Raw genomic sequence first — 13,163 nt, forward strand, 5'->3', positions numbered from 1 at the left:
TCCAATGCGATGGCAGAGTCTTTCAACGCTAAAATCAAACTATTCAGAGCAAACCTCAGAGGGGTTGCAGACAAGAAGTTCTTCTTATTCCGTATTGCAAAACTATATGTATATTCCCACTAAATTTCTACTGAGCCAAGAACCACCTTATGCCGTTCTCGCCTCTTAATATTATAGATTAGTCTGCAATTTTCAACTTCTCTGTTTTTATACTTTTCCCATCAGAAGAGACAAAATGGAGAACATAGATTCCTGCCGGGATATTAGATACAGAAATGAATGTTTCGGAAGAAACAACCGCTTGCGTCTTGATTATTTTTCCTTGCATATCATATAAGGTTAATGTAGCATCTATATCCGCCGGAGCATTTACCTGCAAGAATTGATTAGTCCGATTGTAAGTTACCTTTATTTCCTCCAATTGACTATCAGCAGATTCATTAGCTGTAACAGCTCCAGATAAGTCAATAACGAATGCCGTTATTTGTCCATCGGAAGTATCAACGCCCCACCCCGAAATAAATCGTTCGTTTTCAGACATCGACAAAGCAGAGACTAAATGAACTGTTCCTAAATCCTGTTTCAACGTATTTTGGACATATTTATTCAGGTCTTGTATGCCTTCGTCTTTTGTCCAAATAAACGGCCACATATTATAATCGCTAACCAAATCACTTGTCATAAAGTAACCGATAGCCATTGTACCATTGTTATTTACCCCTCTAACATATCCATGGAATCCACTTTCTGCAGGTGCATCATCCAACATGCCCAATTGGATTACACCAGTCTTTTCGCTATAAATCCATGGTTCGCTAAGTTGATGCTGTGTTGTACTGACTGAAAGAGGTCCAGTTTTGGTTACTCGTCCTTTTCCTCCAATCCAATTTCCATTCGGAGATACAGCCATAGCCCAATCCATTTGGTTTTCTTCTACTTCTTCGCTCATTGAAGGGTCCAGCAAAATCGGTTTTCCTTCGCTCCATTTACCATCATTTCCTTTACGCCAAACAGCAGCTTTCCATGGACCGCGTTTATCCTGCCAACCAACAACTACAGTACCATCACTATTCACAGCATCGGCTCGCGCACTACGCCCCAACGAAGCATATTTACTACCTAAATCCACCAAACCATCTTTTTCGTTCCAAATTACTGCATGTGTGATTATTTGTGCAGAAGAAGTATTCTCGTTTGATACGGTGTATGTATTCCCGATAATCGACTTACCATCATGTGACACAGCATAACCTGCCCCTATAATTCCGTCCGTTTTATCTATATACTCTAAATTACCCAACGGTTGCCATTGCTCCAAATCATTATTATAACGGGCCATTTCGTACACTTTCACTTCATCATTGAATCGTTGACGATAAAAATTAGATTGCGTTCCAGCCAACACCAAAGCATTTCCTGCATATACCGCATACAAATCCGTATTGTCTTGTGTATAATCTGATTGCACTTCACTCCATGTCTCGCCAGCATCTTCCGACAAGCAAACTGTATTATCTGAACCAGAGATATATACTGTTCTATTATCTTTCCAACTCACATCATACCAATCCGACGAAGAGGCTTTAGGAAGAGCCAACTCATCCCATGTCACTCCACCATCAGTCGTATGTAAGGCAATCTTGTCTCCAATTGCCAAGCCCACTTTATCATCCCCAAAAGAGATTTTACGCAAAGAGTTCTTTGCGTCTTTTATTTCTTCCCAATTCACTCCACTCTCATCCGATTTATAAATCTTCCCCTTATCTGTTACTAAGAAAAACGCATTAGGCGTATGGCAAACAGAGACAGGCGTACCTTCCACCTCGAATGCTATTTTCTCCCAAGTTTCTGCACCGTCTGGCGAATGATAAATAAAGGATTTGCCACCCTGAAGCAAACCGACAGCAATCCCATGATACTCATCTCGGAAATCTATTGAACGGTAAACCTCTACAGACTCTGATGCAATAGCCTGAGGTAAAACAGACCATGTCGTTCCACCATTGACAGTAGCAAACAACCCGCCTGCATGTCCTCCCACAATATATACAAAATCATTCAATACAGATATTGTTTCTAAACCAACTCCCGCTAAATTCACATCCGACCTTTTCCAATTCTTCCCATTATCCGAACTGGTTAAAATCATACCATTTCCACCATCCGGTTTTGATTTGGTAATAGCATACAACATCGTCCCTACCGGTACAATATCCGTTACCGTAAAACTCTCGTCATCTGTCAGATGAATCCGCTCCATTTGAGTTTCCACCTTCCGCGTTATAGGAGTCAATCCCGAAACGTACTTACCATCAGCAGAAATAGTCGCAAATCCACCCAACCCATTTCCGGCAGTAATGCCTCCTATGTTTTTCACTTGATTCTTTTGTGGATTCCACAGATAATAGTAACCATTCTCTCCATATAGGCCAACGGCTGTACCATCGTTTGCAACTCCCGTCGCCTGTAAACCATCATTGCGCAAATACACTTGCGCAGCCAAAGAACTGGATATAAGCATTCCAGCCAAAACAGTAATCCATTTTTCATGCCTTTTTAAATTAAAGTGTTTTTTTAATTAAGTCTTCGTATATAGGAGATGGATTTTTCCACTCAAATGCTGCTCCATGTTATAAAAAATCAGTCATGCCTCTCTGAACACATAACTGACCCTCTTCCAAAGCATAGTTGTATTTATGAAAAAAGACAGTTGTCTTTATGGCTAAACACAACTGTCTTTTGACGCAAACACAGTTGTATTTTATGGTAAAGACAACTGTGTTTTTTAAAATCCTACTTAGAGATGATTATCTTGATGCACGTTTGCGTTCTGTTTCATCCAAGATGATTTTGCGCATACGCATATAATTCGGCGTAACCTCCACGTATTCATCATTCTTGATATACTCCAATGCGTCTTCTAAGCTAAAGACAACGGGCGGTGCAAGCGATACCTTTTCATCTGAACCTGAGGCACGCATGTTAGTCAACTTCTTAGATTTAGTAACGTTCACCACTAAATCGTTCTCCTTTGTATGCTCACCTACCACCTGACCGGCATAAACCTCATCGCCTGGAGCAATGAAGAAACGACCACGTGACTGGAGGTTATTCAATGCATAAGCGTATGCCGTACCCGTTTCCATGGCAATAATAGAACCGTTCGTACGGCGTTCGATATCACCCTTCCATGGCTGGTACTCCAAAAACCTGTGAGCGATAATAGCTTCACCGGCAGAAGCCGTCAGGGCAGCATTGTTCAATCCAATGATACCACGCGACGGGATGGTGAACTCCAGGTGCATCCGTCCGTTCTTGCTCTCCATCATAGTCATTTCTCCCTTACGCTTCGTTACCATATCAATAATACGGCTGGAACATTCTTCCGGCAAGTTGATAGTCAATTGCTCAACCGGTTCGCACTTTACACCATCTATCTCCTTAATGATAACCTGTGGCTGACCGACTTGCAACTCGTAACCCTCGCGACGCATAGTCTCAATGAGCACAGACAAGTGTAGTACACCTCGACCATACACCAACCAAGAATCAGCTGAATCCGTCGGACGCACCCGTAAAGCCAAGTTCTTATCCAACTCACGCTGCAGGCGTTCATAGATATGACGAGAAGTAACGAATTTGCCATCCTTACCGAAGAAAGGCGAGTTGTTGATAGTAAAGAGCATCGACATAGTCGGCTCGTCGATGGCAATTGTAGGTAAAGCTTCAGGCTCTTGCGCATCGGCAATTGTTTCACCGATTTCAAATCCTTCGATACCAACCACAGCACAAATATCACCTGATTGCACCGAACGCACTTTTGTACGCCCCAAACCTTCAAACACATCAATCTCCTTAATGCGCGACTTCACCTGCGAGCCATCTCGTTTACAGAGCACTATATCCTGCCCTTCGCGTAATTCGCCTCGGTGTACACGACCTACAGCAATACGACCTACATATTTGGAATAATCCAACGAAGTAATCAACATTTGAGATGGACCTTCCAATGTTTGCGGCTCTGGAATATACTGAATGATGGCATCCAAAAGAGCGGTAATGTCTGTGGTTGGTTTTTGCCAATCATCCGACATCCAACCTTGCTTAGCCGAACCATAGATAGTAGGAAAATCCAGTTGTTCTTCGGTCGCATCGAGACTAAACATTAAATCGAACACCATCTCCTGCACTTCCGACGGACGGCAATTAGGTTTATCTACCTTATTAATCACTACAATCGGCTTCAATCCGATTTGAATAGCCTTCTGAAGGACAAAGCGCGTTTGCGGCATCGGGCCTTCGAAAGCATCTACCAGCAACAAGCAACCGTCCGCCATGTTCAATACGCGTTCTACTTCTCCTCCAAAATCTGCGTGCCCCGGCGTATCAATAATATTAATTTTGTACCCTTTGTAATTGATAGACACGTTTTTGGATAGAATCGTAATTCCACGTTCGCGTTCCAAGTCGTTGCTGTCGAGGAACTGATCCGGCTCAGCTTGCCCTTCACGGAAAAGCTTTCCAGCCAATAACATCTTATCCACGAGTGTTGTTTTCCCGTGGTCTACGTGCGCGATAATCGCGATGTTTCTGATATTTTGCATTGAATACAAATTTATTGGGCGCAAAATTACTACAATTATTCAATTCTTGCAAGGAGAATTTTTTTGGCATAAATACTTGCAGATTCAAAAATAATACCTACCTTTGCACTCGCTTAAATAACATAGTATTAATTTATTAAAGTATTAAACCCATGTATTTGGATTCAGAAAAGAAAAAAGAATTGTTCGAAAAGTATGGTAAATCGGCTACGAACACAGGTTCTCCTGAGAGCCAGATTGCCTTGTTCACGTATCGTATCTCCCACTTAACGGAGCATTTAAAGAAGAATCACAAGGACTTTGCTACTGAACGCGCCTTGAAAATGTTGGTCGGTAAGCGTCGTCGTTTGTTAGATTATTTGATTAAGGTTGATATTGAACGTTATCGTGCTATCATCCGCGAGCTAAATATCAGAAAGTAATTAATTTGTATAGAGCTCATAACTGGAAAGCCGTTCCCGTTGTAAAATGGGGCGGCTTTTTTATTTCCTTTCCCTAGTTATCATTGTGTCGTCCACTCCTTCTTTATAACTCATTTATTAATCGCCAAAAGAAGATTGCTTGTCAATAAAAAGAAGCTATTCCTTGTTTTGAGTGGAATAGCTTCTTCAAAATATAAAAATATCGTATAAAACCGTATCAACGTATGCGACCTACGTATGAACCGTCTTGCGTATTGACTTCGATAATCTCTCCTTCGTTAATAAAGAGCGGAACACGCACCTCAACTCCCGTTTCTACCGTAGCTGGTTTTAAGGTATTAGTAGCTGTATCACCTTTGATACCCGGTTCGGTATAAGTTACTTGAAGCTGTACTTTTACAGGCATATCGGCATAAAGCACCGTTTCTGTCGAAGCATCCGATACCACATCTACCACTTCGCCCTCTTTCATAAAATCCACACCGTTGATCAAATCCTTATCGATGATGACATCTTCAAATGTCTCCTGATTCATAAAATGATAATGTTCGCCCTCGCGGTATGTATATTGGTACGGACGACGCTCTACGCGTACATCCTCCAATTTTTCACCAATATTAAAACGACGTTCAATCACATAGCCTTTTACTACATCCTTCAGTGTCGTACGCATAATTGTATTTCCTTTTCCCGGCTTTACATGCAGGAAATCTACACAAAAATAAAGCTTTCCGTCCAAACGGATACAAGTCCCTTTCTTGATGTCTTGTGAGTTAATCATATTCTTATCTGTATAAAGTTATTTTCCTGTTTATGAATTTCGCCTGCAAAAATACGATTTTCTGCAACATATACCAATTTTATTTTGCACTTTTGCAGAAAGATTCATGAATTATGGAGAAAGTAACCATTTTTGATACAGGATATTTTTATGCCGACGGCGGAGCCATGTTCGGAGCTATCCCGAAAACAGCTTGGAACCGCAAGTATTTATCTGATGCTCAGAACGGCTGCATTTTAGCTATGCGTTCGATGCTGGTAAAAATAGGTGAGCGATATATTTTAATAGATGCTGGAGCTGGTAACAAACACCTAAAAGCCTTATCTTATTATCGTTTCTTTGGTTTAAAAGACATACAAGAAGAACTCCAGATGCTGGGTATCAAACCGGAAACTATTACAGATGTAGTGTTAACGCATCTGCACTTCGACCATTGCGGAGGTTGTACTTACCGAGACGATAACAACCAGCTGCAACTTACATTTCCCAATGCCATCCATTGGGTTAGCAAACCGCAATGGACGAATTTTCATGAACCGCATCCACTGGAACGCAATTCGTTTTTCCTTGAAGACATGAAACCCATAGAGAATGCCGGAATGCTGAAGCTTATCGACCACACCCAGCTGATTTACCCACACCTCACGCTTCGTCTGGCTGATGGACATACGCCAGGACAAATTGTACCTTATGTAGAGACCGATACAGAAACGCTTGTCTTTGCTGGTGATGTGATTCCGCTCTTTGCCAGTCTTTCCCCCGAATGGATCTCAGCCTACGATCTTTCACCAACCATTTCGTACGACGAGAAAACCATGTTATTGAAAGAAGCTGTTTTTCATCACCATCGTATCGTTTATTGTCATGATGCATATACCCTTTCCTCACGGGTAAAACAGACAACGAATGGACTATTCCTTCCCGAACGAGAAAGTATCGTTTATACCGACCCTCCTTTGTAATTTTGGTTACGCGGATGATGGTCCAATATTTCCCGCCGAAGGAATTCTCGATCAATATGAGTGTAGATTTCAGTCGTAGTGATTTTTTCATGCCCTAACATTTCTTGGATAGCCCGTAAATTCGCACCACCCTCCAAGAGATGCGTAGCAAACGAATGACGAAACGTATGTGGACTGATATTTTTATGGATACCTGCCAATTCAGCTTGCCGTTTAATGATGATAAAGACCATCACACGTGTCAAGGGGGCACCTCGCCGATTGAGGAAAAGAATATCTTCCGCACCTCGTTTCACAACCTGTTCGCCTCGGTAATAAAGATAATTTTGAATCTCGCGGAGTGCCGTTTTGGAAATTGGAACCAAGCGTTCTTTCGAACCCTTTCCCTCGACACGAATAAACTCTTCCTCGGGATAAATATCCGAAATTCGGAGCGAAATCAATTCCGAAACGCGCAATCCACAACTATACAATACTTCCAGCATGGCACGGTTCCGTTGACCCTCCGCCGTAGTCAAATCGATAGAAGCCAAGATACGGTCTATCTCTTCCACCGAGAGGATTTCCGGAAGTTTCATGCCTACTTTGGGTGTCTCCAGCAATTCCGTTGGATCCGTTTGGATATAACCATCTATCAACAAAAATTTATAAAACGACTTAATACCTGAGATGATGCGAGCCTGCGAGCGTGGATGAATCCCAATATCATGTAATCCAGCCACCAGCTGTTGTAAGTCTTCGTAAGTCACCTCGCGCACTTCCAATCCTTCTTCCTCAAGGAAATGCAACAACTTCGCCAAATCATCCAGATAAGCCGCGATAGTATTAGCAGAAAGAGACCGTTCCAATCGCAAGTACATCTTATATTTACTGACCATTTCTTCTGTTACCCGCTTATCCATCGTGTCCATCCATTTCAATTGTAGACAAAGATACAAATTTCTGAATAACCTAACTACATAAAAATACATTCGCGCAAAATCCTACACATTCTTTGCAAATCGAAATATTTTATATACTTTTGGCGTCAAATTAAAAGTAATACGAAATGAAAGACAACAAAATCATCGGATCAAAGATCCAACATATCCGGGAATCGAAAGGATTGTCGATAGAAGAAATGGCGGAACGCTCTGGCCTAAGTGTAGAACAAATCAAACGTATCGAAGAAAACGTGGATTTCCCGTCGTTGGCACCGCTCATCAAGATTGCGCGCGTGCTGGGCGTACGTTTAGGTACCTTCTTAGACGATCAATCGCAACTGGGACCAGTTGTTTGCCGCAAAGGAGATTTAACTGGCGACGGCATCGGCTTTACCAACAACAATACAGAAGGCCGCAAGCACATGGGCTATTATTCGATGGCAGAAGATAAATCGGGCCGCCACATGGAACCGTTCCTCATCGAAGTAGCACCTTCAGCTCCAGGCGAAGCGTTTACTCCTTCCTCACACGAAGGCGAAGAATTTATCTATGTCCTGCAAGGATGTATCGAAATCCTTTATGGGAAAAATACTTATCAATTGTCAGAAGGGGATAGTATCTACTATGATTCCATCGTCTCGCATCATGTACATGCGGCAGGCAACGAGCCAGCGCGTATCTTAGGTGTCATTTATACACCCTATTAATAATATATAAGGAGAAAAATGTATGCTGGAATTACAGAATAAAACCGTCGGCCAATGGCTGGAATATTGGACGGAAAAACAACCAGACAAAGAATATATCGTTTACTCGGACCGTGACTTGCGTTTCACCTGGAAGGAATTCAACTATCGCGTGGATTGCATGGCCAAAGGATTGATGGCTATCGGCGTAGGACATGGGACGCATGTCGGGATTTGGGCGACCAACGTCCCGGATTGGCTCACCTTCCTTTATGCTTCGGCCAAGATTGGTGCCGTAGCTGTCACTATCAATACAAACTACAAACAGAACGAATTGGAATATTTGGTCGAGAACGCGGATATCCATACGATGTGTATCACCGACGGTGTCTTCGACGGTAGCTACATCGACATGGTCTACACCATGCTCCCCGAATTACGCAATTCACAACGTGGTTACCTCCGTAGTACACGCTTCCCGGAAATGCGGAACGTGGTCTATATCGGGCAGGAAAAGTATCGTGGCATGTACAATACGCCGGAACTCTTACTGCTGGGCGAGAACATCAGCGACGAGAAGCTCGACGAGGCCAAAGCGAAAGTTACGATGGACGATGTCGTAAACATGCAATATACGTCCGGGACTACCGGCTTCCCGAAAGGCGTTATGCTCACACATCGCAACATCACGAACAACGGTTACTTCACGGGCGAAGGCATGCACTATACGCCGGAGGACAAACTCTGCTGCTGCGTCCCGCTTTTCCATTGCTTCGGCGTGGTATTGGCTACGATGGCCGTCTTGACACATGGCGCAACGCAAGTCATGGTCGAGAAGTTCGATCCGCTCGTCGTCTTGGCGTCTGTCCATAAGGAACGATGCACGGCTTTGTATGGTGTCCCGACCATGTTCATCGCCGAGCTGAATCATCCGATGTTCTCGATGTTCGACCTCACTTCGCTCCGTACCGGCATCATGGCCGGCTCGCTTTGCCCGATTGAATTGATGCGCGCGGTAACGGAGAAGATGCACATTACGCACATCACCAGCGTCTATGGCCTGACTGAAAGTTCGCCAGGCATGACGCACTCTGTCATCGAAGACCCCTTCGAAGAGCGCTGCACTACGGTCGGCAAGGAATATCCTTTCACGGAAGTCAAGGTGTTGAATCCCGAAACGGGCGAAGAATGCGTTGTGGGCGAACAGGGTGAAATGTGTTGCAAGGGTTACCTCGTCATGAAGGGTTATTACAAGAATCCGAAAGCGACCGTCGAGGTTATCGACCAGAACGGCTTCCTGCATAGCGGCGACCTGGGCGTGAAAGACGAGAAGGGCTATTACCGCATCACGGGTCGCATCAAAGACATGATTATCCGGGGTGGCGAAAACATCTACCCGCGCGAATTGGAAGAGTTCCTTTACCACCTGCCGGGCGTGAAAGATGTGCAAGTAGCCGGCGTACCGTCGAAGAAATATGGCGAAGAGGTCGGCGCGTTCATCATCCTGCAAGAGGGCACGACGATGACCGACGACGTAGTGAAGGACTTCTGCCGCGGAAAAATCGCCCGTCACAAAATCCCGAAGTACATCTTCTTTGTCGATGCATTCCCTATGACGGGCAGCGGCAAAATACAGAAATTCAAACTGAAAGACCTCAGCCTGCAATTGCTTGCCGAGCAAGGCATCACGCCGGTATAAGGAAAGAAAGTAGGAATACCATCCAGAGGCACGGGAAGACTTTCTATTTTGTGTAAAATGGGATTTGGTCGACCAAATCTCATTTTGCAAGCCGTGCAAAGCCTGTTTCGTGAAGGAAATTCCATTTTGCAAGTCGTGCAAAGCCTGTTTCGTGGAGGAAATTCCATTTTGCAAGTCGTGCAAAGCCTGTTTCGTGGAGGAAATTCCATTTTGCAAGCCGTGCAAAGCCTGTTCCGGAAGCCAAAATTCACTTTGCAAGAACTGCAAAACCATTTCCGGTAAAAAATTCTCCTTTTCAGCGAAAAACAAATAGAAGCCCATCATACGCCAAAAGCATAAACCCGAAAAATTTTTCAATTTCTTCGAAAAAAAATGAGTACCTTCACTACCCGGGAATACAATTGGCTTGTCATACATGCAAAGACGATTATGGATAACGAAAAAAATACATACGAAAATCCTACGCAGGCAACCGACGAGGAACTTTGGTTTGCCGCCTCAACAGCCGACAACACGACGCCATTCGACGCGATGGCGGCCTACGAGCGTTTCCAACAACGGACAGGTTTAACGAAACACGCACAAAGGCCGTACAAGCAATGGTTCTACTACGCGGCAGCAGTCGTGGCATTGCTGGTCATTGTATCCGTTACCTCCTACTACCAAGGTGGACGGCAGATGGAACGCAGCTTTGCCGACATCGTAGTGGAGGCTCCGTTGGGCTCGAAAACCAAAATGGTATTGCCCGATGGGACTGAAGTATGGCTCAACGCCGGTTCACGGATGGTCTATTCGCAAGGATTTGGCATGACGGACCGCCGTTTGGAGTTCGAGGGCGAAGGTTTCTTCGAAGTGAAAAAGAATGCGAAATTACCCTTTGCCATCCATACACGCGAACTGGATGTGACGGTGCTCGGGACGAAATTCAACTTTCGTAACTACCCAGAAGATGAAACGGCGGTAGTCGATTTGCTGGAGGGAAAAGTAGCGCTGGACAACCATGTGCAACCCATGGAAACACGCTACCTGGCGCCCGCGGAAAAGATGGTACTCAACAAGGCAACCGGCGAAATGGAAATCATCGCGGCAGAGGTAGAAAAGGCAAAGATATGGACCGACGACGTGCTGCTATTCGACGAAGAGTTCCTTCCCGACATCGCAGCCCAACTGGAACGGTATTACGACGTAAAAATCATACTGGCGAATCCCGCATTGGAAACGGCTCGTTTCTACGGACGTTTCAATCGGCAGACACATAGTATATACGACGTGCTGAATATCTTGTCGTCGACCGGCCGCGTATCCTATGTCGTAAAAGGAGATACAATTATATTGAAATGAAATAACAAAATATAAAACAAAACAATATCATGAGGAAAACATTCTGGTTTATAGGAATTTGTTGTTGGATATGGGGCATAGCCCAAGCAGAACAGCGGATATTTGTCCCGGCAGAAACGGGCGATATGACACAAAAACTACAAGCGGCTATCGACGAGGCTCGGAAATATGCCGGCGAGGAGGTCGTGATTGAATTGCAGAACCGCGATTATCACCTCTCGCGGGCAAAAGCTTCCCAGCAAGTGTATTACGCCTCTAATACTACGTCCGAACAAGAGAACCCGGACCAAACGAAACATATCGGGCTTTGGCTGAAAGACCTGAAGCACATCACGATTGATGGACAAGGCGCACGATTGGTAGGCCATGGTGAAATTACCACGTTCGTTATCGACCATTGCGAAGACATTACCCTACGGAACCTAACCGTCACCTCGGCCGACCCGACCGTCCCGGAACTGACGGTAAGCGAAGTAGGCGATACATACATGGAAGTACGCATCCATCCGCAATCCCGTTATGAAATCAAGGATGGAAAGTTTGCGTTCGTAGGCGATAGCTGGCAATTGGACGGAGGAATTGCCCAAGGATATGATTCGACAAAGGATATTACATGGCGCGGATGGTCTCCCCTTTCGGATATGAAACAAGCAACCGAAATAGAACCGGGCGTGCTTCGCTTCGAATACAAAAAGAAACCACAAGCTTTTGTGGGTGAAGTATTCCAGATGCGCGACGGTATCCGTGATGAAGTGTGCGGATTAATCCAATATAGCAAGGATATAACGATTGAAGAGGTGCAATTCGCCTTCTTGGGTAATTTCGGCGTGCTAAGCCAGATGTCGGAGAATATAACCTATCGCCATTTGGCTTTTGAACCGGAAGCAGGAAGCGGACGGACATGTGCCGGATTTGCAGACTTCGCCCATTTCTCTGGATGCAAAGGGACAATCCGGATTGAAAATTCCCGTTTCGTAGGAGCTCACGACGACCCCATTAACGTACACGGCACACATTTAGTTGTCCAGAAATGGTTGGCTCCAAACCAAGTGCTTGTCCGCTATATGCATCCGCAAACGCATGGTTTCCAATCTTTCCTTCCCGGCAATGAAGTAGAATTTATCGACGCGCATACATTACTTCCCGTGGCAAGCGCCGAGGTAAAAGAGACTGAGATGAAGAACTCCCGGGAAATCATCGTTACATTCAGCCAAAATATCAACGATAAATGCCGACAAATACAGGCATTATTATTGGAAAACATAACTTATACACCAGAAGTCATCATCCGTGGTAACTATTTTGCTCGAATTCCAACCCGTGGCATATTAGTAACCACCCAACGCAAGGTGCTGATAGAAAACAACACCTTCTTCCGGATGCAAATGAGCGGTGTTTTGATTGCCGATGATGGACGAAGCTGGTTTGAATCTGGAAAAGTAAAGGATATAACGATTCGCAATAACCGGTTCATTGAATGCGGTACGCCGGTTATTAACATCGCTCCGGAAAACGATCGGAACGAAGGTTGCGTCCATCGGAATATCCGTATTCAAAACAACCGTTTTCAATTAATCAATGAAGATGCGATTTCCGCCAAATCCGTAGAAGGATTGGAAATCACAGATAATTTATTCCAAATAAAGAAAGCAACGAACTTGGAGCAATTGATACGAACAACCGATTGCCAACAAGTAAAAATCGAGAATAATAAACTGGATGTAGAACCATGAAACAAAGAAAAA

The 13,163-nt window shown here is 44.3% G+C and carries 10 protein-coding genes; 6 read left to right on the forward strand and 4 right to left on the reverse strand.

The genetic code is table 11. The features are described from left to right. Nucleotides 1–178: 178 nt before the first annotated feature. Both B5F77_RS04520 and typA read right to left on the reverse strand, forming a co-directional pair. The gene (locus tag B5F77_RS04520) at nt 179–2,521 is read right to left on the reverse strand and encodes a YCF48-related protein (protein ID WP_087328300.1); all 2,343 of its coding nucleotides are present in this window, start codon (nt 2,519–2,521) and stop codon (nt 179–181) included. Nucleotides 2,522–2,807: 286 nt separating this feature from the next. Further along, on the reverse strand, nt 2,808–4,604 hold the full coding sequence (gene typA, locus B5F77_RS04525; protein WP_087328302.1) for a translational GTPase TypA: 1,797 nt from the start codon (nt 4,602–4,604) through the stop codon (nt 2,808–2,810). A gap of 152 nt (nt 4,605–4,756) precedes the next feature. On the opposite strand from typA, the gene rpsO reads away from it, so the two are divergent. Beyond that, entirely contained in the window at nt 4,757–5,026 is a 270-nt protein-coding gene (gene rpsO / locus B5F77_RS04530) for a 30S ribosomal protein S15 (RefSeq protein ID WP_087328305.1), read from the forward strand. Between the two features lie 217 nt (nt 5,027–5,243). On the opposite strand, the gene efp is transcribed toward rpsO, so the two are convergent. After that, nucleotides 5,244–5,807 carry an elongation factor P gene (gene efp / locus B5F77_RS04535; protein ID WP_087328309.1) on the reverse strand — a complete coding sequence of 188 codons (564 nt, stop codon included), beginning with the start codon at nt 5,805–5,807 and terminating at the stop codon, nt 5,244–5,246. Between the two features lie 113 nt (nt 5,808–5,920). Here efp and B5F77_RS04540 point away from each other — a divergent pair, with 113 nt between their 5' ends. Next, nucleotides 5,921–6,769 (forward strand): MBL fold metallo-hydrolase, encoded by an 849-nt coding sequence (locus B5F77_RS04540; RefSeq protein WP_087328312.1) that lies wholly within the window; start codon nt 5,921–5,923, stop codon nt 6,767–6,769. On the opposite strand, the gene xerD is transcribed toward B5F77_RS04540, so the two are convergent. Continuing rightward, on the reverse strand, nt 6,748–7,671 hold the full coding sequence (gene xerD / locus B5F77_RS04545) for a site-specific tyrosine recombinase XerD (protein WP_087328535.1): 924 nt from the start codon (nt 7,669–7,671) through the stop codon (nt 6,748–6,750). The two genes, B5F77_RS04540 and xerD, sit on opposite strands and share 22 nt — an antisense overlap. A gap of 146 nt (nt 7,672–7,817) precedes the next feature. Here xerD and B5F77_RS04550 point away from each other — a divergent pair, with 146 nt between their 5' ends. The 4 genes from B5F77_RS04550 to B5F77_RS04570 all read left to right on the forward strand — a co-directional run bounded on the left by B5F77_RS04550 (nt 7,818) and on the right by B5F77_RS04570 (nt 13,151). Next, nucleotides 7,818–8,399, forward strand: a complete 582-nt coding sequence (locus tag B5F77_RS04550; protein ID WP_087328315.1) for an XRE family transcriptional regulator — start codon at nt 7,818–7,820, stop codon at nt 8,397–8,399. 22 nt (nt 8,400–8,421) lie between these two features. After that, complete coding sequence (locus B5F77_RS04555; RefSeq protein WP_087328319.1) at nt 8,422–10,077, forward strand: AMP-binding protein; 1,656 nt, start codon at nt 8,422–8,424, stop codon at nt 10,075–10,077. Between the two features lie 429 nt (nt 10,078–10,506). After that, nucleotides 10,507–11,418 carry a FecR domain-containing protein gene (locus B5F77_RS04565; RefSeq protein ID WP_087328538.1) on the forward strand — a complete coding sequence of 304 codons (912 nt, stop codon included), beginning with the start codon at nt 10,507–10,509 and terminating at the stop codon, nt 11,416–11,418. A gap of 29 nt (nt 11,419–11,447) precedes the next feature. Next, nucleotides 11,448–13,151, forward strand: coding sequence for a right-handed parallel beta-helix repeat-containing protein (locus tag B5F77_RS04570; RefSeq protein WP_087328324.1), 1,704 nt, complete (start codon nt 11,448–11,450; stop codon nt 13,149–13,151). Nucleotides 13,152–13,163: the final 12 nt, after the last annotated feature.

It is taken from the genome of Parabacteroides sp. An277 (genome assembly GCF_002159645.1).
Classification (GTDB): domain Bacteria; phylum Bacteroidota; class Bacteroidia; order Bacteroidales; family Tannerellaceae; genus Parabacteroides.

What these genes read in the sequence shown, in the direction of transcription:
- B5F77_RS04520 (WP_087328300.1), bottom strand. Translation starts at nt 2,521, where the DNA reads ATGCTTATATCCAGTTCTTTGGCTGCGCAAGTGTATTTGCGCAATGAT.
- typA (WP_087328302.1), bottom strand. Translation starts at nt 4,604, where the DNA reads ATGCAAAATATCAGAAACATCGCGATTATCGCGCACGTAGACCACGGG.
- rpsO (WP_087328305.1), top strand. Translation starts at nt 4,757, where the DNA reads ATGTATTTGGATTCAGAAAAGAAAAAAGAATTGTTCGAAAAGTATGGT.
- efp (WP_087328309.1), bottom strand. Translation starts at nt 5,807, where the DNA reads ATGATTAACTCACAAGACATCAAGAAAGGGACTTGTATCCGTTTGGAC.
- B5F77_RS04540 (WP_087328312.1), top strand. Translation starts at nt 5,921, where the DNA reads ATGGAGAAAGTAACCATTTTTGATACAGGATATTTTTATGCCGACGGC.
- xerD (WP_087328535.1), bottom strand. Translation starts at nt 7,671, where the DNA reads ATGGATAAGCGGGTAACAGAAGAAATGGTCAGTAAATATAAGATGTAC.
- B5F77_RS04550 (WP_087328315.1), top strand. Translation starts at nt 7,818, where the DNA reads ATGAAAGACAACAAAATCATCGGATCAAAGATCCAACATATCCGGGAA.
- B5F77_RS04555 (WP_087328319.1), top strand. Translation starts at nt 8,422, where the DNA reads ATGCTGGAATTACAGAATAAAACCGTCGGCCAATGGCTGGAATATTGG.
- B5F77_RS04565 (WP_087328538.1), top strand. Translation starts at nt 10,507, where the DNA reads ATGGATAACGAAAAAAATACATACGAAAATCCTACGCAGGCAACCGAC.
- B5F77_RS04570 (WP_087328324.1), top strand. Translation starts at nt 11,448, where the DNA reads ATGAGGAAAACATTCTGGTTTATAGGAATTTGTTGTTGGATATGGGGC.